Raw genomic sequence first — 23,265 nt, 5'->3', positions numbered from 1 at the left:
TGTTCCGGGCATGACATCCTCCGTGATGAGTCTAGGCGTGCGAGCTTAACGCCATTTGCCGCCGGCCCTCATCCGACGCAAGCCGCGGGTCTCCCCCGGCTCGGGCCCGCGCCCCCGCGACTGTCGACCGCTCCGGGCCGCCCTTGTGCCCCGGTGCTTGGGGAGCGCCGCGCACCATGGTGGATCGGCAGCGGGTCTATACTGGAGGCAGGAGGGCCTATGGGCCAGGGACCCGAGGTTGTGATCGTAGGCGCGGGACCGGCCGGCATAAGCGCGGCCTTACGGCTTGCGCGCGCCGGTGTGCGCGTGCTGGTGCTGGAAGGCGCGGAATTCGCCGGCGCGGAGAATTGGTCAGGCGGCGTCTATCACGCCGAACCCTTGTTGCGTGAAGACGTCCTGGGCGCCCGCGAATGGGACCGCGCGCCTCGTGAACGGCGCATCGTTGGGCGCTCGCTGTTCATCCACGGGGGTGACGGCTGCGCCGGGTTCGAGGCGCGGGCGGTGATGGGCAACGACTACGGCGAGGCCTGGACCGTGCTGCGTCCCAAGCTGGATCGCTATCTGGCGAGTCGCGCCATCGCGTGCGGGGCCACGCTCTTGCCGCGTACCGCGGCTACGGGCCTGCGGTTTCGGGACGGACGCGTAGTCGGGGTCGACACCGCGCGCGGACCGATCGAGGCGCCTTGCGTATTCCTGGCCGAGGGGGATGCCGCGGGCCTGCTCGCGCGCGCCGGGCTGGAGCGCCCGATCGTGCATTATGCCCAGGGGATCAAGGCCGTCTTCGCCCTGCCCGAAGCCGACATCGAGACGCGTTTCGGCGTCGGTGCGGGTGAGGGCATTGCTCAGGAATGGTTGTTGCGCAACGGCGTCTGGAAGGGGCGCACGGTGCCTTTGGATGCCACGGGTTTCGTGTACACAAATCGCGATAGCGTGTCGGTGGGTCTCGTGCTCCCGCTCGATCGTCTCGCCGAGGATAGTCCCGTTGACCACCCTCAGCTCTTGCGGCGCTTTCTGCGCCTGCCGGAGGTCGCGGCCTTGCTCGAGGGCGCCACTCAGGTGGCCTATGGGGCCAAGGTGATACGCTCGGGGGGCTTGGGCGAAGGGGTGGTGGGCGTTTATGACGGGCTCGCGGTGGGAGGTGCCTCCCTGGGGCTCGGGCTCGAATTTCCTTACCCGAATTTCATGGGGCCGGCGGCCATGTCGGGAGTCGCCTTTGCCGACGCGGTGCTCGATCTGCGCACGCGCGGCGATTATTCGGCGGCGGCCTTGGCTGAGTCCTATGGCGGCCGGCTGCGCCGGAGTGTCGAATACCGCAACGCCCGTTTCGCCGCCGCCTGGCCCGAGGCCCTGCACGCAAGTCCGCTCATCTTCGAGCATCTCCCCGCGCTGGTGGGCTCGGTGATGGCCGGCCGGGCGGCACACTCGCGGGCCTGCGCGCGCGCAGCCCTGTCCGTCCTGCGCGATCGCGCCACGCTTGCCTCGGCCGCCTCGGTGCCCCGCACGGCGGCCCACACCGACGCGCCGCCGCTTTCCGTGACCTTTCTGCGCGGCGCGGGCGGCCGTCTGGCGCCGGTCGACAGCGATGGGCCATTCCTCGCCTCGCTCGCCCGCAGCCTGGGTTATTTATACGGCCGTTCCTTGCCTTTGCTCGAGACCCGTCTCGCCGTGGCCATCCCGGAACGGGTACGGACGCTTGCGGCGCGGGCGTTGGCGCGCGGCGCCTGGCTTGTCGCGTCCGGGGGCCTGGGCTTTGCGGCCGACGCGGCCATGGCGGTGGCCACCGGGCGCTCCCGCCTCAAAGACAGGCCGTTTTATCGCGCCGAAGGGGCCGTGCGGGCGCGTCTGACCCTCGATGGAAGCCCGGCCGATTCCCCTATGGCATGGCTTGCCCCTTTGGGACGTCCGCTGCCGGAGCGGCGTCACATCCATGTCCCGCGCGACCTCCCGAAGGCCGCGGCCGAGCGCTTACGTCGCGTCTGTCCCGCCGAGGTCTATAAACCGGGAGGCGCTGCCGGCGGCGCGTGGGCCACGTTCGAGAATTGCATAAAATGCGAGTCTTGTCGGATCGCGGTCCCGACTGTGGACTGGCGCCGCACCGACGGTCACGGGCTCATCTATGAGCTCCCGGGGGCACAACGATTCGAATGCGATGGAAGTGTAGCCTGCGACCTCGCCGTGGATTCCGCCGCTCTGCCAGAGGATGAGACCCTGCGGGGTCTCGTGGCCGCCATTGCGGCGCGGCCGGTAGCACCCGGTCCGACGTTTCGCGAAACGATGCGCCAAGCCTTGATCGCGGCGCGCCCCCCGGGTCCTGAGCGCCTGCTTCGGCTGTGGGAGCGGGGCGCGCATGGGGCTGTGCACGACGCGCTCTTGAATCGCCTCCCCCGAGTGCGCCCGAGCGCGCGCCTTGCGGATCTCGAAACGAATACGAGGCGCGCCCTGCGCGAGGCGGCGGCCGCCCTCTTTCCGACCTCGCGCCTGGCGGCGATGGCTGAGGCATGGGTCGAGGATGACCGTGTCGATCTCGTGCGATTCTTGCGCTGCGGCCAGGCACGCCCCGAGGATCGGTTGGCGGCCTTGGCCGAACACGACACCGGACTGGGCTTCGTGGCCATGCATCACTTGCTCGCCGAGGGCAGGCGCGGTGAGCGTCTCACGCGTCTCACCGCCGATCTCTGTCGCGAACCCGACCGCTTATCCGCGTGGTTCCCGGACGTCGGCGCCGATGTGGGGCAGGGTGCGGCGCCGTTGAAGACCGCTGGCGCCCCGCGGGCTGTCGGGCTCGACGTCGCCCGCTGCGTGCGCGTCCCCGCCGCGCGGCGCGCGCCGTTTCTCGTCGACGCCTTATTTGCGCGTTATCTGATCGCGCTCATGGAAGGTTATGGGGAGGCGCTCGGGGTCCGAGCCGAGGCCCACGCCCGCTCGCGCGTTCAGTTCGCTGGTGGCTATCGCGATCACGACGGTTCGGACGCGGTGATCAAGTTCGGCGCGGTCAAGCGCCTGCTCGCAGTCATCGAGTATGCGCTCATGCTCGCCCATCGCCTGCGCGTCTGGTGCGATCGCGAGCCGCAGGCCGTAGTCGCGCTCCTCAAGGAGCGCTTCGGCGTGTCTCAGGATGGCGTCGCCTGGTGCGCGGGTCAGGTGTTCGGGGGCATCGCCTACTCCGAGGACGACATCCTGAGCCATCGCTACCGCGACGCCATGGTGCTCGCGCAGTGGCCGGCGGGTCTCGACGGGCGCGCCTACAGCGCTTGGGAACGGACCTTGTGGACGGGCCCCGACGATGCGCAGGCGGCCTTGTTTTTGCGCCACGGCTTCTTCGAAAGCCCTCCCCCGAGCGGGGCGCCTGCAGTTGCGGGGCGCCTGCCGATTGCGCCGCGCGCGACTGCGTCCTTTGCCTACCGGAGTGGGGCCTTCCTGTCCGGCGAGGTTCTGGGCGCAACCGAGGTGTTCGTGCCGGAGGATTTTCGCGCCGATCCCGCTCTCCGGCGTATGCGCGCGCAGGTCTTGCGTCTCGTGCGCGGCGGCTTCCGGGACCCTGAGGGCAAGGTGTATGGCCGCTCCATTGATGAGCGCCACGCGGTGCCAGCCTCCGATGTCGAGCGATTGAAGGACTTCCAGGCCTTTGCCACCGTGGTCCCCGAGAACCTGGGTGGGCGCGGGCTCAGCAAGGCCGAATACGCGGTCCTCGCGGGCCTCCTCATGGGCCGCGTCGACCCGTCGGTGGGCCTCTTGGTCATGGCGAGCACCAGCATCGGCACCATGCCGGTCTTGCTGGCCTTGCAAAAGGACATCCCGCGACTGGCCGAGGAGCTCGGCGACCACCCGGAGGGGGCATTCGAGGATCTACGCCGCGCGGCAGGCAGGCTGCGCGCCTTGAGCGAGCGTCCGCGGTCGGCGGCTATCAAGAAGACCCTCGAGGCCATGGCCGCACTCGTGAAGGCCCGCTTCCTGAAACCCGGATCCGTGTTGAAGTACCTGGCCCGCGACCTCCTTGGCGATTTCGAGGCCTTGGTAGCCGCCGCCCGTGCCCGTGATCTGGACGGGCTTGCGGCCCGCGCCCTGGGCCTGCAGGAAGGCCTTGCGCGGTTCGCCGCGCGATTGGCCGAGGAGCGGTCGCGTCTCCCGGAGCGTATAGCCGCCCATGAACGCTTTCTGCGTTTTTTGGCCCACCGCGAGATCAGCGCGTTTGCGCTCACCGAACCCTCGGCCGGTTCCGATACGGGGGCGGTCACTACCCGTGCGCGCCCCGCCCGCGCGTCGCTTGCGCCCGACGTCGCCGGTCTCTGGCGCTTCAATGCGGCGCAGGGGCCGCGGATCTTGCTGGATGAGCGGCGCCTCGAATTTACGGACGCTGGGGTCCATTACCGCCTCCCGGACGGCGCCCTAGCACGTCTCGATGACAGTGCCTGGGATGCCGGGCAGGGTCGCCGCCGGGTGGTGTTGGACTCGGGGGTCATGCATGACTATGACGACAGGGGCGTGCCGGTGGACAGCCCGGACGGTCCGGTCTACGAGTACTTCGAACTGTCGGGCGCGAAGATGTGGATCACGAACGGCTCGATCGCCGATCGATACTGTCTGTATGCCCAGGCGCCGGGGGGCGAGACCGGGTTCATGGTCGAGCGGCGCTCTGAGGGGTTTGCGGTCGGCCGTGACGAACGTAAGCTCGGTCAGCGCGCCTCGCCCACCAACGAACTCGCCTTATCGTCGGTGCGCGTGTGCGTAAGCCGGATCATAGGCTTCGAAGGCCATGGGCAGGTCAGCGCCCTGGAGACCTTGAGCGTAGGCCGTGGCGGGCTCGTGATCGGGGCTGCGAATCTCCTCGAGCGTCTGCTCGATGACTATGGGGATCGCTTCGAGGCCGGCTCCGAGGTGGCTTTGGTGGCGCGCTCCGAGTATGAGCGGGTGCGGACCTTGGGCGCGCGGCTTGTGGGCCTCATGGACCGCGCTGATTTGCGCCGCGGGGACTTCCGCATCGAGGCTGCGCTCTCCAAGTTTCTGGCCTCCGAGGGCCTCCATCGCGTGCTGCTCGCACTCGAGCGCGAGCACGGTCCGCAGGCTGCCGCCGTTTCGGAGCCGATCGAGAAGTGGCGGCGCGACGCCCGCATCCTCAATATTTACGAGGGCACCAACGAGATCCAGCGCTTCCTTGTGTTGAAGGACCTCGCGCCGCTTTTCGCACGATTCGCGCAGACGAACGCGACGCAAAGCCTGGCCCTCGATCGGGCTTTGCGGACATTCGCGGATTTCGTGCGCCCGCGCGTCGCCGAACTCAAGGCCCGCGTAGGCAGCGACGGTGACGCCCAGATCCTCTGGTTTCCCGTGGTCGACTGGGTGGGCGAGCTTTATGTATGGGTGGCGATCGTCGAGCGGCGCCTGGCGCTGGCCTCCCGGGGCGCCGATGACCGCTTCCTGGGCCCTCTGCGTGCCCTCGAGTCCGCCTGCGAGGCGGGTGTCGCCGCCCGCGCGCGTGCCGTCGCCGCTTTGTTCGGCGCGGGTGCGGCCTACGAGGAGGCGGTGGTGGCACTCGTCCATCGCCGGGCCGATCGGCGTGCCCGACCCGTGCCCGCGCTTCAAGATCTCGCCGGCTCCATCATCGTGCTCCTGCGCGACATTGCGCATCCCGATGGCGCCGATATTCGCTTGGATAATGGCGACCGCGCCGCGCTCGATCAGGCCTTGGAGGCCTGTGACCGCGAGCCCGCACTACGTCTTACGACCCTGGTCCTGACCGCCGGGGCGTGTCCCGATCTCGTGCAACGGCTGCGCGCCGCCGGCGCCAATCCATTGGCCGTGACCACGGGCGGCCTGGCGGACCCCGCGGCCGTGGCCACTCTTGTCGCGCCGCTTGGGCCCGCACTGGTGCTCGCAGGCCCCCAGGAACCGGCCTTCCTGGCGGCCTTGGCTGGGGCCTTGGGTGCTCCATTCATCGATGGCGTGGCCGGCTGCGCCGGGGCGGGCCGTCGGGGCTATATCGTGAGGCGTGCCCACGGAGCGCGCGTGCGCGCAGGCTATGGGCGCACGCTCCTAGCATCCGGCCGCTTCGACGCTACCGGCCGCAGCGACGACTTCGCGATCACAGATTGGCTCGTGGCCTTGAAGAGCCCCCCGGAGGAACGGCGGCTCGCATCCGCTGCGGTGAGCGCCTGCCCTGCGGCGCCCACCACCCCTAGCGCACCGGCCGCGATGGAAAGGCCCGAGGATCTCGTGGCGTGGGTCTTTGCGCAGATTGGGGGCACGCCGGTCGAGGCGGCGCGCGTCATCGCCGGCGCGGCCAGGCTTGCGCCGGTGATGGTGGTGACAGGGTCCGGGGCGCTCGGACGTAGTCCGGCGGCGCTCGCGCACAGCCTTGGACCCGCGGTGGGTGCAGTCTGGCTCGCGCAAGATCGGGGCGACGCACCGCCCGAGGGTTTGGACATGCCGCTCTTTCGGTTGCTCGTGCCGGCGGCTGCGGCGTCTTGCGCATCGCCGCTTGCCGAGCATCTGGCTCCGGCCGCTCGTATCGTTCTCGGGCCCGAACACGCGGCGCTCGCCGGGGCCTTGGCCTCACGCCTCGGCCGTCCCCTCTACACGGATGTCGTCGCCGCCCAGGGCGGTGATTTGGTCTGTGAACGCGGTGGGAGCGTATGGCTCAGCCCCTGTCCCGACCACGCGGTGCTGGTGGCAGGCCCCCGCGCGAGCACGACGGGCGCCGCAGGGCGCGGGGGGGCCTGTATCGTGGAGGATCTGGCGCTTCCCCGCGTACGGCCGGGGGGCCTCGCGCGCGCCCTGTATAGGCACCGCGCCACAGGTCTTGCTGGAGCCGAGGTGGTGATCGATGTGGGACACGGCGGGGCCGACCCCGCCTTCTTCGAAAGAGAGCTGATGAGGCTTAAATCGCGGCTCTCGGCTATGATGGGCTGCGAGGTCGCCTTCGGCGCGACCCGCAGGTTTGTGCAGGAGAGCGGGATCTTGTCGTCTGAGCATCAGATCGGGCAGACCGGGCTCCAGGTGGCGCCGCGATTACTGTTCGCGTTGGGCGTCTCTGGGGCGCCGCAGCACTTGGCCGGTATCGCGCCTGAGACCCAGATCATCGCCATCAATCGTGACGCGGAGGCGCCAATTTTTAACACGCGTCCGGGGGCGCCGCCGGTGGTACGCTGCGTGGGCGAGGTGGGGGTCTGGGTCGAGGCCTTGTTGACGGCGCTTGCGCCGACGGGGACGGAGGAGGCGACATGAGTGCCAAGGTGTTTATCGTTGATGGGGCACGGACGCCATTCCTGAAGGCGCGCGATGAGCCCGGGCCTTTCAGCGCCGCGGATCTCGCGGTGGCGGCTACGCGCGCCCTCTTGGCGCGTCAACCCTTTGATGCGGAGGATATCGACCAAGTGATATTGGGCTGCGTCATCGCCGCCCCCGACGAGGCCAATATCGCGCGCATCGTGGGTCTTCGTGTCGGCACGGGCTTCGCGGTCCCCGCCTACACGGTCCAGCGCAACTGCGCCTCCGGGCTGCAGGCGGTGGCAAGCGCTTACGACGATATTCGGGCGGGGCGGGCCCATCTGGTGCTGGCCGGAGGCACCGAGGCCATGAGCCGCGCCCCCATCCAGTGGAATATGGCCATGAGCCGATGGCTTGCGCGCCTGTATCGCGCCAAGACCCCGTCCCGGCGCCTGCGCGCGCTCGCGGATTTTCGCTTAGGCCACTTACGCCCGGTCTTCTCGCTGCTGCTCGGCCTGCGCGACCCGGTGGTGTCCCTTTCCATGGGGCAGACCGCCGAGATCGTCGCGCACCGTTTTCATATAGGACGGCTCGCGCAGGACAGTTACGCCTTGCAGAGTCATCAGCGGGCGACGGCAAGTCAGGCCGATGGGCTTTTGCGGGATGAGGTCGAACCTTTGTATGGGTCGCGCGCCGACAGCTATGGCCAAGACGACGGGGTGCGGCCTGACACCGACCTCGAGAAACTCGGGCGGTTAAAGCCCGTATTCGATCGGCCTTTCGGGAGCGTGACTTCGGGTAACAGCTCGCAGGTCACAGACGGCGCGGCCGTCGTGCTCCTGGCGAGCGAGGCCATGGTGCGCCACCACCACCTCCCGGTGTTGGCCGAGATCGTGGACCACGCCTGGGCCGGCGTGGATCCCGCGCAGATGGGACTTGGGCCTGTGCATGCCACCGCCAAGCTGCTGCGCGCCCATAAGCTGGGTATCGGGGACCTGCGTCATGTGGAGCTGAATGAAGCGTTCAGCGCGCAGGTGCTGGCCTGCCAGGCGGCGTTCGCGAGTCAGACCTACGCCCGGGACGAGCTCGGGCTCGATGCCCCCTTGGGTGCGATCGACCCCGCGCGCCTGAACCCTCATGGCGGCGCGGTGGCCCTTGGCCATCCGGTCGGCGCCACCGGCGCGCGGCTGGTCTTGCATCTGGCGCGCTCCTTGCGCGACGAACCGGGGGCACTCGGGCTTGCGACCTTATGCATAGGCGGGGGCCAGGGCGGGGCTATGCTCATACGGGGAGGCGGCGCATCATGACCGGCAAGAGTTGGACAATTTCCGAGCAGGACGACATCATCGAACTCGTCCTGGATGTGCCGGGCCGACGCCACAATGTGCTGTCGAGCGAGGTCTTGGGCGATCTCGATCAGGCGCTTGCCGATCTCGAGACGCGATCCGCGCGTGGGCTGCTCATCCGGTCGGGCAAGCCCGAGGGTTTTGTGGTCGGCGCCGACGTCCACGAATTTCGGCGCATCCTCGATGCTGCGCGTGCCGCTGAGCTCACGCGCGCAGGTCAGAAGGTTCTCGAGCGCCTTTCCCGTCTCCCCTATCCGTCGGTCGCGGTCATCCATGGACCGTGTCTCGGCGGCGGCCTCGAGCTGGCGCTCGCTTGCAGCTACCGTGTGGCCTGCGACGATGAGCGCACGAGCCTAGCCCTGCCCGAGGTCAAGCTCGGTATCCACCCAGGTTTTGGTGGGACCGTGCGGCTGCCAGCCTTGATCGGGGCCTTGCCGGCGCTCTCCCTGATGCTCGGCGGGCGCGCCGTGTCGGGGCGCCGGGCCCGCAGCCTCGGGCTCGTGGACATGTGCGTGCCCGAGCGCCACCTGGACGCCGCCGCCCGTGCGCTCGTGCGCGACGTGCCACCGAAGGCGCGTCCGTCCTGGCGCCAGGCATGGGCCGGGGCGCCGTTTCTACGGCCTTACCTGGGCGCGTTCATGCAGTGGCGGCTGAAGGCGAAGGTCGATTGCCGTCAGTATCCAGCCCCCTGCCGCATCGCATCCTTATGGGCGCGCCAAGCCCCCTTCGAGACCGAGGCCCTGTCGTGCGCCGAGATGCTCGTGACCCCCGCAAGCCGCCACCTCGTGCACTTATTCGAGGTGGCGGAGGACTTGAAGCGGCGCGCTCGTGAACATGTCCACGGGATCCGGCGCGTGCATGTGGTGGGCGCCGGCGTGATGGGCGCCGACATCGCCGCGTGGGCGGCCCTCAAGGGCTTCCATGTGAGCCTTCAGGATCGCGCGCCGGAGGTGCTCGCGCGTGCCATCAAGAGAGCCCACGGACTCTTCGCCGAGCGTCTGAAGGGCCGCGCTGCGGAGGCCGCACGCGACCGGTTGATGCCGGACATGCGCGGCGGCGCCTTGTCGCGGGCTGACCTCGTCATCGAGGCCATCGTCGAGGATCGCGATGCCAAGCGCGCGCTCTTTGCGCAGATCGAGGCACAGGTCGCCGAGCGGACCATCATTGCCACCAACACCTCCAGCCTGCCCCTGGATGAGCTCGCCGTGGGGCTGGCCGTGCCCGGGCGCCTTGTCGGGCTACATTTCTTCAATCCCGTGGCCAAGATGCCCCTGATCGAGGTGATCGGCGGGACCGCGACTGCGCCCGTGACGCTGGCCGCCATGCGTAGCTTCGCTGTCAGTCTCGATCGCTTGCCTGTGGACGTCAAAAGCTCGCCCGGTTTTCTTGTCAACCGCGCCCTCATGCCTTATCTGCTCGAGGCCGTCACTCTCGCGGAAGAGGGCGTGGCGCTCGCAGATATCGACGATGCGGCCACCGATTTCGGCATGCCAATGGGGCCTATCGCGCTGGCCGACACGGTCGGGCTCGATGTTTGCCTCGCCGTGGCGCAGACCCTGGGCGCGGCCCTCGACATGCCGGTTCCGGCGCTGCTTGCGCGCAAGGTCGAGGCCGGCACCCTCGGAAAGAAGTCAGGTCAGGGCTTTTACAGCTACCCCAGGCCACGGCGCTTTTCGCTACGGCGCCGCTTGCCGCCGGACTCCGCCATAAGCGAGCGGCTCATCATGCGGCTCGTGAACGAGGCGGCGCGCTGTCTGCGCCTGAGCATCGTGGCTGATGCCGATATGGTGGATATCGGTCTTGTCTATGGCACGGGCTTCGCACCGTTTCGTGGCGGGCCCTTGGGCTATGCCGCCGCCTTGGGGACGGTCGAGGTACGCGCCCGGCTTTTGGAATTGACCCAGCGCCACGGACTGCGCTTCACACCCGACGACGCTTGGTCGCAAGGGGACCTCCTCGCGCGTCGATCCGCCAACCTATGAGGAGTGCTATGCCGAACACCCCGGCTACGCTGGGCGGGCTGTTCGCCCGTCGCATCGCCACGACCACCGATGAGCCGGCCTACCGTGGCTATGATGGCCGAAGGTGGCGCGCCTGGAGCTGGGGCGAGGCCGCGCGTGAGGTCGCCCGCGTGCGGGCGGCCTTCGCGGCGAGCGGGCTTTGCCCCGGGGATCGCGTGGGCATCTGCGCCTACAACGCCCCCGAGTGGGTGTTCTGCGACATCGCGGCGCTGTCCCTGGGCCTTACGGTTGTGCCCCTGTTCTTCAATGACCGCCCGGAGAACATCGCCTATTGCCTGAAAGATGCCGGCGTGCGCTGGCTGTTCGTCGATCGGCCGCCGGCCCCCGAAATCCTCGCCTGCGGACTCCAGGGCATCGTGAGCTTCAAGGAGGTGCGCGGCGTCGTACCCTTCGGCGAGTGGTTGGCGGCCGGCCGCAAGGCGCGACCACCGGCGCATGAGCCGGATCCGGACGACCTCGCTACTATCGTTTACACCTCCGGGACCACGGGCCGCCCCAAGGGCGTCATGTTGAGCCACCGGAATATCCTCGCCAATGTCGCGGCCTTGCTGGCGGCCATCCCCGAGATCGCCGCGGAGCCGCACCGCTTCCTGTCGTTTCTGCCCTTGTCGCACATGCTCGAGCGCACCGTCGGGGAATTCGTGGCCGTGGCCATGGGCGCCGAGACCGTATTCTCGCGCGGTATCTCCGAGTTGGGCGCGGATCTCATGAACATGCGGCCGACCATCCTCGTGAGCGTGCCCAAGATCTTTGAGCGGACCTACGCCAAGATGCAGGAGGAGATGAAGGGGTCGCCGCGGCGGGAGCGGCTCGTGGCGCGCGCCTCTGCGGCGGGCTTGACCGTCTTCGAGGGACGGGCCCGTGGACGCGAACGGCTGTCCACCTGGCTCTTTGATGCCGTGGTCGGCCGCGCGGTACGGCGCCGTCTGGGGGGAAGGCTGCGCTATGTGTTCCTGGGGGGCGCCCCCGCGTCACCGCGGTTGCTTGCCTACTTCACGGGCTTGGGCCTGCGTTTCCTGCAGGGATACGGGCTCACCGAGACCGCGCCTGTGATCAGCTGCCTGCGTCTTGCCGATCGCGATCTGGCCTCCGTGGGCCGGCCGCTTGCGAACCTCACCTTGCGTTTCCTGAACGACGAGATCTGCGTCAAGGGTCCGAGCATCATGCAGGGATATTGGAATCAGCCCGAGGCCACCGCCGAGGTGATCGATGCCGAGGGTTTCCTCCATACCGGGGACCTCGGGCGCCTTGAGAATGGTCTCTTGTATCTCACCGGGCGGGCCAAGGACATCATCGTCCTCTCGAACGGGGAAAAGGTCGCACCCGCGGACGTCGAGCAGGCCATTCTTCAGGACCCGGCCTTCGAGCAAGCGCTGGTGGTCGGGGAGGGGCGTGGTGCCCTGGCACTGTTGGCTGTAAGCGACATAGAGGAGGAAAACGTCCTCTGCGATCGGGCCAACGCGCAACTCCACGCCTTTCCAGGATACACCCGGATCTGCCATGTGCTGCGCGTCAACGGTCCTTGGACCATCGAAAACGGCTTTCTCACGCCCACCCTGAAGATCCGGCGCCAATGGATAGAGGAGCGTTACCGGGCGGCCATAGACGGGCTCTACGCCGTCAGGCGCGATGGCTGAGGATCGCCCGCTGGTCGCTTGTGCCCGCCGGTCGCCCTTGACAGCGGCCGCGTCCGGCTCCCTAATCTCTCTATCTCCTCAAAGCGGCGCAACGACGACATGGTGAAAATCGGACGCATAGCCTTAGGAATCGGGGCCTTGGGGTGGGCTGTGGCGACCTGGGCCCAGGCGCCGCAGATCGCGGCCGGCGAATGGCGCATGACGGCGCGTGCGCCGGGTGGCCCCATGCATTACTCGACGTGTCTGCGCGGGGGCCACATCACGGCGCGGAAGATCCTGCAAAACGAGGGCAGCCATTGCCGGATGGATGGCCCGGTGAGCGTCCAGGGGAATTTGGTCACCGTGAGCGAGGTGTGTCGCCTGAGCCAGGCAGGGGGGCAGGGGGCGATCCGCGTGCATATCTCGGCGCGGCTACGTCTGGGTCCCGGGGGCCGCAGCTTCGCGGGCCATACCCGCGCGATCGTCACTACGGCTTTGGGCAATGTGACCGAGCATCAGCGCATCACGGGTGTGCGGACGGGTCCTTGCAAGGGCGGCGGATAAGGCCGCGGTGCTGGCAGGCGGCAAAGTTTTTGCGCCTGCGTCCCCATCGGGTGCAAGAGGCGCTATTCGTCGCCCGCGAAGTCTTCAAGATCTTCTCTATGCCAGTAGCCGACGCATTCGTCGTCGGCGGAGGCGAGCCACAGGAAGGGCCGGTCGGGGAAGCGGTTCTCGAGGGCCGCGCGACTTGCCCCGACTTCGAGGGCCAGGCGCCCGTCATCCGTGAGATGTTCCGGCGCCTGCTGGAGTATGGGTAACACCAGATCCAGTCCGTCGGCGCCCGCCTCGAGTGCCAAGGCGGGTTCCTTGCGGTATTCCTGCGGCAGCGATGCCATCTCGGCCGCAGAGACATAGGGCGGGTTGCTCAAAATCAGGTCGTAACGCCGTCCCCTGAGTCCGCTATAGAGGTCCGAGGCGATGAGCCTCACCCGGTTGCCGAGGCCGTGGAGACGGACATTCCGCGCCGCGACCTTGAGCGCGTCTTGCGAGATATCGACCGCGTCGACCTGTGCCCCCGGGAAGGCGCGGGCCGCGGCGATCGCGATGGCCCCGCTGCCCGTGCAGAGATCGAGGATGGAGCGGATGTCGATATCCGCGAGCGGCGAGGCCCCGTCTTCGGGCAAGAATTCCCCGATCAGGGATCGCGGCACGATGACGCGCGGGTCGACGAGATAGCGGCGTCCCATGAACCAGGCCTCGCCAAGCAGGTAAGCGAGCGGCTGGCGGGTCCGGATACGCGCGGCCAAGAGGCTGCGGATGCGCGCCACGGCCTTGCGGCCGGGGATCTCGGCGAGCTTCGCCGTAAGTCTGTTCGGCGCGATCTTCAGGGCGCCGGATACGAGCCATGCCGCTTCATCGCGGGCATCCTCGGTCCCGTGTCCAAAGGCCACATGCGTGGCCTTGAGTCGGCGCTCTACGTACAGGACGTGGTCGCGGATCGTGCGGGGGGCGCCGTAGGCCATCAAGGACCCACCCGGTCCCGGTGTGCGACCGCCAGGCCCCAGCTCGGGTTCTTCAGGGGGTCTTCCTTAAAGGGTTTGTATTTATGCCGATTCGCCACGCCATTGCGTCCCTATTGGATTGTGACGCAGTCGCGATCAGCTTGATCGATCCGGGCGGGGCGGGTAGTGCTTGGGGTAGGGGGCGCGCGCGACCCCGGTGTCGATGGCGGCTTGCGCGACGGCCGGTGGCACGCGCTCACGCAGGCGTGGGTCGAGAGGCTTTGGTATGAAATAATCCGCACCGTAGGCCAGCTGATCGATACGGTAGGCCTGCAGGACCTCGGCCGGTACCGGCTCCTTCGCAAGCGCGCTCAGGGCATGTACGGCGCCAAGCTGCATGGCCTGATTGATGGTCCGGGCGCGCACGTCGAGCGCCCCGCGGAATATGAACGGAAAGCCCAGGACGTTGTTCACCTGGTTGGGATAATCTGAGCGGCCGGTGGCCATGACGAGGTCGGCGCGCACGGCATGGGCCACCTCGGGAAGGATCTCCGGGACCGGATTGGCGAGCGCGAACACGATGGGGCGCGCCGCCATGTTCTGCACCATGGGTGCGTCCACGAGATCCGCCGCCGCCACGCCGACAAAAACATCCGCGCCCGCCATTGCCTCGCGCAGGGTTCGAAGTGGCGTGACATGGGCGAAGGGGCGCTTATAGTCGTTCAGGTCGGTGCGCTCGCTGTGCACCACGCCGCGGCTATCGACCAGGATGATGTTCTCCGCAGCCGCGCCCAAGCTCATGAGGAGCCGCATGGACGTGATGCCGGCGGCGCCTGCGCCGAGACAGACGATGCGCGCGGTCTTCAGGGATTTTCCCTGGAGTTCGAGGGCATTCAGTAGTCCCGCGCACACAATAACGGCCGTTCCGTGCTGATCGTCATGAAAGACCGGGATCGACAGGCGCTCGCTCAAGGCCTTTTCGATGGCAAAGCAGGCCGGCGCGGCGATGTCTTCGAGGTTGATGCCCCCGAAGGTCGGCTCAAGCGCGGCGACGATCTCTATGAATTGTTCCGGGGAGGTGGCCTTAATCTCGAGATCGAAGACATCGATGTCCGCGAACCGCTTGAACAGGATGCCCTTACCCTCGAGCACCGGTTTCGAGGCGAGTGCCCCGACGTTCCCAAGGCCCAGCACCGCGGTCCCATCGCTCACCACCGCCACCAGGTTGCCCTTGGCGGTGTAGCGGTAGGCGTTTTCGGGGTCGGCGGCGATGGCGCGCACGGGCTCTGCGACACCAGGCGTGTAGGCAAGCGCCAAGTCGTCCTGCGTCTCGCACGGTTTCGTCGCTACGACCGCGATCTTGCCCGGGGGGGTTGCGGCATGATACGAGAGCGCCGCTTCTCGTGCCTTCTCCGTCATGCCGAGTCCACGCTTACTTGCTGCGCAGGCCGTACTTCTGGCGGAACTTCTCGACGCGTCCGGTGCTGTCGACGATCTTTTGCTTGCCCGTGTAGAACGGATGACAAGCGGAGCAGACTTCGACGGCTAGGTCATGGCCGAGCGTGGAACCCGTCTTGAAGACGCTCCCGCACGCGCACGTGACCGTGATGGTTTGGTATTCGGGATGGATATCGGCTTTCATGTTGCGCCTCGGCAAGGGCGTTATGCTGATACAAAGACCGCGCACTATAAGGAAAACCGCGGGTCTGTGCAAGCCCCGGTCTTGGCCGCCACGATAAGGGGGCATGGGCGCGCATGCAATCACCGGGGCGTCGGAGGGATACGACCCGATAAGCCGTTTCCTGCTCGGCAATCCCCCTCCCCTCAGGGCGGCTCCCGCGTGGACCTCACATACCGCCCCTCATCTGACGCCCAACGGTCCGGCAGAGCATCGGGCCTGGGCTGTGGGGCGCTTAGGCGAGGGAGTGGGGTGGCCGGTCAGCCCTGATTTAGAAGCGGCCGATCATGCGCCGGTAAGCGGTCTTCAGGGCCTGGGCGTCACCGACGTTACCGGGGAAGATTACCACCGGCATCAGCGGGTGCCGCGGATGATCCTCGGGGCAACAGACCACGGAGCAGCCGGGGAGGATCTGGCCTACGACCTCGCAGCTGTCCAGGGCAAGCCCCGTGCTCAAGACGTCATTCGATGTGATCCCGCCCTTGCTGATCAGAAAGCCTGTGGTCTCCGGCAGGGATTGTACGATGCGCATCAGGAAGCTCGACACCGCTACCCCAAACCGCAGGCGCTCTTGACGGTCCACGAACTGGCGCTCCGTGCGGCTCGTGAAGAGGATCGCGGTCTTGTGGGCGGCGTGTGCGGCGTCGATCTCGCCTAGGATTTGGGCCACGAAGGCGCCATCCGCCCTCTGTGCGCGGTCGACGTCGATCTCAACCGCCCACACGTCCGGTTCGTGCATCAGCTCGCTCAACTGTTCGGTGGTCTTGCGCACGTGCGAGCCGACCACAACCACCCCTACGGCAGCGCGCGCATAGCCCGACATCGCTTCCGGAGGGACTGGCTGAAGGGGGAGGTTCGCAAGCGACGTAAGCAGGCTTGCTGCGCTGCGGAACAGGAAACGCTGCCCGGCATCGACGGCCTCATAGACATCGCGGGTGAACTGATCGAGGTCGCTTTGCTGGACTGCGTCGACCACACAACAGGCGTTGCCGGAAAGTTCCTTGAGGTGCGCGCCGCAGCCGGCACGCACATCCGCTAGCGTAAAGAGCGCCACCTCATCGGCGCCGATGCGCCCGGAGGTCTTTTCCTCGACATATTCGCGCAGATCGCTGTTGTGATAGCCGAAGACCGTGTCACGCGCGAACTCGGTCTCGTGCACGGGAACCGGGACCCCATCCATCAAAATATAGTGGCGCCCGCCACGCGTCACGCGCCCGCCCTCGAAAAATGCCGGAATGAGAAAGTGGGCATCGAAGGGGCCCAGCTCCTCGGCCATGACGTCGGTCTCGACCGGGTAATGGCCCCGCAAGGTTGAGTCCGAGCGACTGACGAAGATGGGTCGTATCGCCACTCCTTCGCGGACCAGCTCATCGAGCGCCGTGCGCAAGTTCCGGCACACCGCGCGCACCGTGTCGGCGGCCTCGTCGGGTCCCATGCTCCGGGTGTTCGTGAGGATGAAGAAGAGCGGGCTTTCGGCGCGCAGGGCCCTCTTCAGCGTGAGCGTGTCCCAACGCATGAGCAGAAGACAGGAATGGACGGTCTGCGATCCGGTCGGGTCGTCATCCAAAACGATGACCTTGCGCACCCAGGCGCCTTGCGCACCCATCTATTCGTCCATCGCCAAGACCTGGGCTGTGATGCCGCCCGCGTCGAGTCCGTTATAGTCCAGGAGCTCCCCCGGTGAGGCGGTGGTATCACCGCGCCTCCAGGCGAGCGTAGCGCGCCGCGGGGTTTTTGTGCGCAACAGCACGGGCTCAAGCGCGCCCGAGGGCCCGCCACTGACCGCCACCAAACGGTCGCCGTCGAAGAGCCGCGAAAACGGCGCGTCCGCCATGAAGCCGTGATCGGGTTCGGCGACGGTTGCGGCGGCCACATCCGAAGGCCGATACAATTGTCGCGGGTTGACCACGGCCACTATGCGCACACCAAAACCCTCGGCCTCCAGCCGTTCCTTGGCGGTGAACACCGACAGCAGGATCATATCCCCGGCCGCCGCCAACACGACGCGGCCGCGGCGCCCCTCCGGGCCCTCGTAGAGGACCGCGGCGCCTTCGCGCACCGCCCGCCGCGCCGCCTCGATGGTCATGTAGACCGGCAGCGGGCTCTTGGAGGCGATGATGGCCATGCCCTTGTTCCAGCTGGTCGCCGCGTATTCGTAGGCCGCTTGCGCGGCGTTGGCGTCGGGGGGAAACAGCAGATAGACGTTGCCGTTCCGCATCTGGGCTGCGATGTAGTTCTCGATCTCCGGCCGTTGGTGGGTCCAGCCATTGCGTCCCTGTTCGAGGGCGCCCGCGGTAAACAAGCAGACGGCCGACGGTGTGCGGCGTCTCAACTCCGCCATGGCCTGGGTCACGGTCTGGTAGATGGGCCACCCGTTGATGGCGAAGGACTCATAGGAGAGCCAGAGACTGCGGCTGCCGAAGAGGGCAAGCCCAGCGGCCAAGCCCGCGCACGCGTCCTCGCTCAGGGGCTCATAGACCTGCCCCCCAGGTTCCTGGTTATAGATGGGGTCCGCGGTCGGGTGGCGGATTTTCAGTGCGTCGTTGATGTTCTTGAGCCCCGAGGCCTCGTTGCCGTCGGCGTTGGTGACGACGAACCGTGAGTCCTGGCCGCCCAGCCATGCGACCAGAGCCCCGACCGCCGTGGACGACACCGCCTTCTCGGTCAGGCCATATTCCTTGACCGGAAAGGCCCCGAGATCGCGCAGTTCGAGCACGCGCTCCGTCACCACCGTTTGAGCCGCCGGACCACCACCCGCGCGCTTGAAGTTCTCGCGTACCAAGCCCCATGCGTCGGGACTTAAGGCGCGCGCCGCCAATGCCGCCTCGATGTGCGGCTTATCCAGCGTGTCGCCCGGGTAGAGGTTATGGGATTTTGCCCCATGGGCATGGACGCCCGCCCCCTTCAGCTGCTTTATGATGAGCGCCGTGAGCGTCCCGCCAAGCGCGCTGCGCGCGGCCTCGTCGGCGGCGGTGAGCACCGCTTGGCCAAAGGCCAGGCGGTGAGCGAAGGAAAACCGGGTCGAATCCACGTAGCGTCCCGCCTGGCCCGCGTCGTCGAACTCCTTGGCGTCGACCAGGATTACGCGCCCGAAGCCGTGGGCCTCGAAGTAGCGACGCATATCGTCGTTGGAAAGCTCCGACACCATAGAGTGGTGCTCTTGACTAAAGCCGTTCCAGACGAGCGTGGGCAGGAAATTCGTAGCCGCCGGGTAGCTCGTGTGAAAGTGTTTGATGGCGCTCAAGATATAAGGCTCGCCGAGTCCGCCATCGCCTATCGTTACGGGAAACAGCAGGCCCGGATGCAGAAGGGCGCCTGCCATGGCAAAGTGCTGGCCCTGGCCCAGGGGGCCCGCGGGGGCCAGTATTCCCGGGATCGCTCCGGATAGGTGGCCAAGCAGGCCGTGTTGTTCGCGAAAGCGCCCCATGAGGTCGGCCATGGTACGGATACCGAGCGATTCCAACGATCCATCCAGAAACATTGCACTATAGAAGCCCGGCGCGTGGTGCCCGACCTCGGTGACGATATGCGTGTGCCCGAGCATGACGAAGGCTGCGTAGGCCTCGGCGCTGGACGCGAAGCCTCCTGGATGGCCGGAGGCCTTGGACGCGCACATCTGAAGCGTGACGTAGCGCAGGGCGTCGGCCATGAGCAAGGTCTGATAGGCGGCCTCTTTGGAGCTCGCGTCCTTGATCGCTCGGGCGTTCTCGGGTATGGCAGGGCGCGAACCCAGGGTCGCGAAATCGGGCCACGGCGCGCCGAAGGAAAGCATCCCGGCGCAGAAAGCGGGCGCGGCGGGTGAGGAAGCGCTCTTTGAGGTCATGAACAGTCTCGGGCCTTGAAGGGAGATGCTACTTTAAGGAGAGACGCGGTGCGAGGCAAGGCGCAAAGCCCAGAAAAAAGGCGCACGAACCGCGGGGATATCGACGCGTGCGCGCGTGGGTGCTTTATGGGCAGCGCCGTCGTTCAGGGCTCAGCATGCGCCAGATGGTGGGCGACCCTTAGGTTCTTCGCAACCTTCTGGTGGCCGCCCCACCCCCGACCGGCGCCTGGTCGGGTTTCGGCGTGTCGGGGCGCAGGCCCTTAATCAGAAGCAAAGCCTTCGCGCTTGGCGTCTTGCTTCAGGTAGCGGCTGATGCCGGACGCATAGATCGTGCCCCATTGCGCGCTCAAGCCCGTATCGACGTTCTGGTATTGGCTGGCATGCCCCGCAACGAGCGGCTGGCCATGCGCGAACCGTTTACGCAAGCGCGTCATGGCCCGCTCCCCAGCCGGGCTTAAGAGGGCGCGCACGATGGCCGCGCGCACACTCTCGGGGAGCTTGGCGCTTAGCGAAAACCCCTGGTTGGGGAAGGGGCGGCTGCGCCGCAGGATCGTCACCTTCTTGTGCTGGGGGTCCAGGTAATGAAGGCTCAGTTTCGGGCCTATGCCGAGCGTGCATTGGTGGTCGGCCACGGCCTTGAAGATCCGCTTCCAGCCATGCATGTTATGGATATAGGGTTGACGGGCTGGGTTCGGGAAGAGACCCGTCACCCAGAGCGTCCCGAAGTTCGGCACGGGCGGCGCGCAGAGCACGGCGCCGGTGGCCGCTTGCTCAAGATTCCTAATCGGCGAACCCTTCCAGGTATAGAGGCGCCAGTCCTGCGTTTGCGGCACGCGCGGCCCGAGGGTCTGGTGGAGGTAGTGCAGGCGCCACGAGATGAACTGCGGGCCGTCGAAGTAGATGTCGCCGCGATCCTTCCATATCCAAAGCTCGTAGGTGAGCCAGCCATTCGGGTGCCTGTAGACCACGGGATGATGGAGGGCCTTGGTGAGGTAGGCGGCCACCGGGCCGTAGTCGCGCTGTCCCCGCGCCGCGGTCTCGCGCGGCGCCGCTACGAGAACGTAAGGTTTGCCCGACGCCACCGCCGCCTGGGCGCCGCACGGGAGGACGGTCGCCGATGCCGCGGCCGCCATAAGCGCCCCCAGGGTCCACCGCAATTTACTGTGCCTTATCAATTCTTTACTCCCAATACTGCGTTGCTCGTCTTGAGAGGCCGGGAGGCCTGAGCCACTAACCTTAGCAGCTCTTCGCCGAAGAGCCAGGGCCGTCCCCGCAGGCGCGCGCAGCGCGCCTGGAGCCACTCCCGGCTCTTAAAGAGAGCGGCGGCGCTCTCGCGGGTCTAGGATTCTCGGGGCGCCCTCTGGTCTTTGATGCGCTGTGGCAGAAGTGGCCTGTGGCCCTTAGGCCCGGCTGCAATGCCGGGGATCTTCCGTCCGCAGGGCGAAGCCCAAAAAAAAGGACGCACGAGCCGTGGGGAAATTGGCTCGTGCGCCCCACGCAGGACGGCGGGGGCCGTCCTGCTCCCTAGAGCCCCTTACGGACGGCGCAGCCCGTCCTGGTTCAGGATGCGCGTGAAGATGGGCGACTCCAGGGTTTTGATGAAGTCCCGACGCGCTGCCCGCTGGCGGGCCGTGAAGCGTCCCTTGATCCGGATCAGGTACGTGGTATCGGTCTCGTTACCCGGGAGCGGTCGCGGGTCGGAGACCGTGCCGCCGAGCGGGACCAGCGTGAAGACGTGCGGGAACACGTTCTCCGTGTACTTGCCGAGCTGGTACATGATGACCGCCACATCGGCCTTGCCGTAGGCCACCGACCACGGCTCATCGCGGTGGTGAATACGCGCTCCGATCAGCCACTTGTCCTTCACGCGGCTGTTGAAGATCGCGTTGAACAAGCGATTCGCGGTCCAGCCCTTCGGCGGGTGCGGATCGTGTTTGGCGATCTCATAGATCGTACTCGCGTAGTTCAGGAAGGCGCCGGGCTCGTTGTAGGGGTTGGGGGTGACGAGATGCACGTTCGGCCGACCCAGATCCCACACGCTGTGGATATGTAGGGGGTTGCCGTGCTTTACGAGCAGGACGTTGCCGCGGCTCTTCATGAGCGCCAGTGGCTTGCCTTCCGTGAATCCGTGGACCTCGAGTTTATGAATGAGCCGCGGCGCCGCGATGGCGACCTCAGGGCGGCAATGCAGGTAGAAATTGCCGAAGCTCAGGTCATCGTGATGCATGAGCTGAGGGAAGGCCACTGGCGGACTCGTCGTATAGTACCAGCTGCGGATGGTCCTTCCATAGCGCGGCAGCAGTACTTTGTGCCAGAGGGTGTTGAGCGCCATGTGGTAGTTGCCCTCGGTGGACACCACCAAATCGATCTTGCGGCACGCACCTTTTTCGATGCTGCCATGCAGATCGAAAAGCAAATCCGCCGTCGGATCGGTAAGGTCGGCGGCCGCGGGTCGTGCGTTACGCGGCCACATCAACATCTTGGGGGTGTTGACCACCGGGTGGCCATGGATGGCGGGTGCCCCGGGCACTTGGGGCATAGCTTTGGCAAAAGCACAGCTCGTTGCAGCGGTGAGAAGTACTCCTCCCAGGAGTTTTTTCCATTGATTTCTTTTCATGCTCCGTCCCTATTATTGGTTTCCGTGTGTCAGGGAGCAACCTTTTGATCGGCCACGAACCCTTCGCGTTTAGCGTCCTGCTTGAGGTAGCGATCGATGCCGGAGGCATAGATCGTGCCCCACTGCGCGTCAAGACTCTGGTCCACGTTTCGGTACTGGCTGGCATGCCCGGCGACCAGGCGGCGACCGTGTGCGAAACGTTTGCGCAATCGCATCATGGCCTTTTCTCCCTCCGGGCTCAAGAGTGCGTTCACGATGGCGGTGCGGACGTCTTTCGGAAGTGTCCGGCTGATTGTGAAGGCCTGGTTGGGATAGTGGGGGCTACGCCGCAGAATGGTCACCTTCTGGCCATTCGGGTCCAGGTAGTGAACGGTGAGGCGCGGACCCACGCCGAGCGTGCATTGATGATCGGCCACTTCCTTGAAGATGCGCTTCCACCCATGCACGTTGCGGATATAGGGCTGGCGCTCGGGGTTTGGGAAAAGACTCGTTACCCAAAGGGTTGCGAAATTGGGCACGGGTGGGGCGCACAGCATGGCGCCGGCCGCCGCATCTTTGAGATTCTTTACGGACGAGCCCTTCCAGGTATAGAGCCGCCAGTCCTGCGGTTGGGGGATTCGTGGCCCCAGGGTCTGGTCGAGATGATGGAGGCGCCAGGCCCCGAATTGCGGGCCATCAAAGTAGATGTCCGCGTGATCTTTCCATATCCAAAGCTCATAGGTAAGCCAGCCATTGGGATGCTTGTAGACCACCTGATGATGAAGGACCTTGGTGAGAAAGGCGGCGATGGGCCCATAGTCCCGCTGGCCACGCGCCACGGTCTCGCGCGGCGCCGCGACCAGCAGGTAAGGTTTGTTCGAAACAACCGATGCCTGCGCGTTTGAGAACGCCACAGGCATCACCCCCGTGGCCCCGATGAGGGCGCACAGGACCGCCCACGATTTTTCGCATTTCATGTCTTGATCCCCGCATCCCGTATTGACGATATGGCCAAAATCTAACTTTAGCAGGTCTTGGCCGAAGGGCCAGCACATTTGCCTTGCGCTCTATGCGAGGCGCGTCGAATCGTCTTCGGGTGCGGGGGGCGCCGTGCGACCGAAAGCGATCCAGATAAGTTTTCCGAGACGAGCGGTTCGGGGCGGTAGCCGCGGAATGTTTAGGACCAACGTGCTTGTGGTCCACCCGCTCGTGGCAACGGCGCAGGCGCCGTTGCCTCCGTTGGGTATGGTGGGGCGGACGGTGTAAATCGCGTACGCCTCGAGCTTGCTAAACGTATACCCGCATTCATGGCACGGGTATCGGCCGGCCGCACCGACATCGTCGACCGGAATCCCTGTCGGCGCGCTTGCCCATAAGGGCCATGTGGTGGCCGGTATCGATCCCGCGGGATTACCGTAGGGGGAGCCGACACCGGTCTGCTTGTGCGCCGGGCGAACACTTTGATCGTTATTTCACCCCC

The 23,265-nt window shown here is 66.6% G+C and carries 13 protein-coding genes; 5 read left to right on the top strand and 8 right to left on the bottom strand.

The window, feature by feature from the left end; translation table 11 throughout:
• Nucleotides 1-219: 219 nt before the first annotated feature.
• The 5 genes from ACYCTF_RS11080 to ACYCTF_RS11060 all read left to right on the top strand — a co-directional run bounded on the left by ACYCTF_RS11080 (nt 220) and on the right by ACYCTF_RS11060 (nt 12,750).
• A complete protein-coding gene (locus ACYCTF_RS11080) occupies nt 220-7,221 on the top strand; it encodes an FAD-dependent oxidoreductase (protein WP_461284872.1) in 7,002 nt (2,333 codons plus the stop codon).
• A complete protein-coding gene (locus ACYCTF_RS11075) occupies nt 7,218-8,510 on the top strand; it encodes an acetyl-CoA C-acetyltransferase (protein WP_461283525.1) in 1,293 nt (430 codons plus the stop codon). The genes ACYCTF_RS11080 and ACYCTF_RS11075 overlap by 4 nt, the downstream gene beginning before the upstream one ends.
• The gene (locus tag ACYCTF_RS11070) at nt 8,507-10,531 is read left to right on the top strand and encodes a 3-hydroxyacyl-CoA dehydrogenase NAD-binding domain-containing protein (RefSeq protein ID WP_461283526.1); all 2,025 of its coding nucleotides are present in this window, start codon (nt 8,507-8,509) and stop codon (nt 10,529-10,531) included. Before ACYCTF_RS11075 ends, ACYCTF_RS11070 begins: the two co-directional genes overlap by 4 nt.
• Nucleotides 10,532-10,539: 8 nt before the next feature.
• Nucleotides 10,540-12,207: an AMP-dependent synthetase/ligase gene (locus ACYCTF_RS11065; protein ID WP_461284871.1), complete on the top strand. Its 1,668-nt coding sequence runs from the start codon at nt 10,540-10,542 to the stop codon at nt 12,205-12,207.
• A 99-nt stretch (nt 12,208-12,306) separates the two neighbouring features.
• Nucleotides 12,307-12,750, top strand: coding sequence for a DUF3617 domain-containing protein (locus ACYCTF_RS11060; RefSeq protein ID WP_461284870.1), 444 nt, complete (start codon nt 12,307-12,309; stop codon nt 12,748-12,750).
• A 62-nt stretch (nt 12,751-12,812) separates the two neighbouring features.
• Here ACYCTF_RS11060 and prmB read toward each other — a convergent pair whose 3' ends face one another.
• The 8 genes from prmB to ACYCTF_RS11020 all read right to left on the bottom strand — a co-directional run bounded on the left by prmB (nt 12,813) and on the right by ACYCTF_RS11020 (nt 22,762).
• Entirely contained in the window at nt 12,813-13,709 is an 897-nt protein-coding gene (gene prmB, locus ACYCTF_RS11055; protein WP_461283529.1) for a 50S ribosomal protein L3 N(5)-glutamine methyltransferase, read from the bottom strand.
• 135 nt (nt 13,710-13,844) lie between these two features.
• The gene (locus tag ACYCTF_RS11050; RefSeq protein ID WP_461283530.1) at nt 13,845-15,107 is read right to left on the bottom strand and encodes a malic enzyme-like NAD(P)-binding protein; all 1,263 of its coding nucleotides are present in this window, start codon (nt 15,105-15,107) and stop codon (nt 13,845-13,847) included.
• A gap of 13 nt (nt 15,108-15,120) precedes the next feature.
• Nucleotides 15,121-15,330, bottom strand: coding sequence for a 50S ribosomal protein L31 (rpmE, locus tag ACYCTF_RS11045; RefSeq protein WP_461283531.1), 210 nt, complete (start codon nt 15,328-15,330; stop codon nt 15,121-15,123).
• A 307-nt stretch (nt 15,331-15,637) separates the two neighbouring features.
• Nucleotides 15,638-16,972 (bottom strand): four-carbon acid sugar kinase family protein, encoded by a 1,335-nt coding sequence (locus tag ACYCTF_RS11040; RefSeq protein ID WP_461283532.1) that lies wholly within the window; start codon nt 16,970-16,972, stop codon nt 15,638-15,640.
• Nucleotides 16,973-19,189 (bottom strand): phosphoketolase family protein, encoded by a 2,217-nt coding sequence (locus ACYCTF_RS11035; RefSeq protein WP_461283533.1) that lies wholly within the window; start codon nt 19,187-19,189, stop codon nt 16,973-16,975.
• A 260-nt stretch (nt 19,190-19,449) separates the two neighbouring features.
• Nucleotides 19,450-20,322: a phosphate/phosphite/phosphonate ABC transporter substrate-binding protein gene (locus ACYCTF_RS11030; RefSeq protein ID WP_461283534.1), complete on the bottom strand. Its 873-nt coding sequence runs from the start codon at nt 20,320-20,322 to the stop codon at nt 19,450-19,452.
• A 401-nt stretch (nt 20,323-20,723) separates the two neighbouring features.
• Complete coding sequence (locus ACYCTF_RS11025; RefSeq protein WP_461283535.1) at nt 20,724-21,806, bottom strand: substrate-binding domain-containing protein; 1,083 nt, start codon at nt 21,804-21,806, stop codon at nt 20,724-20,726.
• A gap of 29 nt (nt 21,807-21,835) precedes the next feature.
• On the bottom strand, nt 21,836-22,762 hold the full coding sequence (locus ACYCTF_RS11020; protein ID WP_461283536.1) for a phosphate/phosphite/phosphonate ABC transporter substrate-binding protein: 927 nt from the start codon (nt 22,760-22,762) through the stop codon (nt 21,836-21,838).
• Nucleotides 22,763-23,265: the final 503 nt, after the last annotated feature.

The organism is Acidiferrobacter sp. (assembly GCF_054609335.1).
Note: the sequence above shows the minus strand (reverse complement) of the source record. Positions and strands in the feature narration are given on the sequence as shown.

Bases quoted from the DNA above. Each gene is read 5' to 3' on its own strand.
- ACYCTF_RS11080 (WP_461284872.1), top strand. From the start codon at position 220: ATGGGCCAGGGACCCGAGGTTGTGATCGTAGGCGCGGGACCGGCCGGC.
- ACYCTF_RS11075 (WP_461283525.1), top strand. From the start codon at position 7,218: ATGAGTGCCAAGGTGTTTATCGTTGATGGGGCACGGACGCCATTCCTG.
- ACYCTF_RS11070 (WP_461283526.1), top strand. From the start codon at position 8,507: ATGACCGGCAAGAGTTGGACAATTTCCGAGCAGGACGACATCATCGAA.
- ACYCTF_RS11065 (WP_461284871.1), top strand. From the start codon at position 10,540: ATGCCGAACACCCCGGCTACGCTGGGCGGGCTGTTCGCCCGTCGCATC.
- ACYCTF_RS11060 (WP_461284870.1), top strand. From the start codon at position 12,307: ATGGTGAAAATCGGACGCATAGCCTTAGGAATCGGGGCCTTGGGGTGG.
- prmB (WP_461283529.1), bottom strand. From the start codon at position 13,709: ATGGCCTACGGCGCCCCCCGCACGATCCGCGACCACGTCCTGTACGTA.
- ACYCTF_RS11050 (WP_461283530.1), bottom strand. From the start codon at position 15,107: ATGACGGAGAAGGCACGAGAAGCGGCGCTCTCGTATCATGCCGCAACC.
- rpmE (WP_461283531.1), bottom strand. From the start codon at position 15,330: ATGAAAGCCGATATCCATCCCGAATACCAAACCATCACGGTCACGTGC.
- ACYCTF_RS11040 (WP_461283532.1), bottom strand. From the start codon at position 16,972: ATGGGTGCGCAAGGCGCCTGGGTGCGCAAGGTCATCGTTTTGGATGAC.
- ACYCTF_RS11035 (WP_461283533.1), bottom strand. From the start codon at position 19,189: ATGACCTCAAAGAGCGCTTCCTCACCCGCCGCGCCCGCTTTCTGCGCC.
- ACYCTF_RS11030 (WP_461283534.1), bottom strand. From the start codon at position 20,322: ATGGCGGCCGCGGCATCGGCGACCGTCCTCCCGTGCGGCGCCCAGGCG.
- ACYCTF_RS11025 (WP_461283535.1), bottom strand. From the start codon at position 21,806: ATGAAAAGAAATCAATGGAAAAAACTCCTGGGAGGAGTACTTCTCACC.
- ACYCTF_RS11020 (WP_461283536.1), bottom strand. From the start codon at position 22,762: ATGAAATGCGAAAAATCGTGGGCGGTCCTGTGCGCCCTCATCGGGGCC.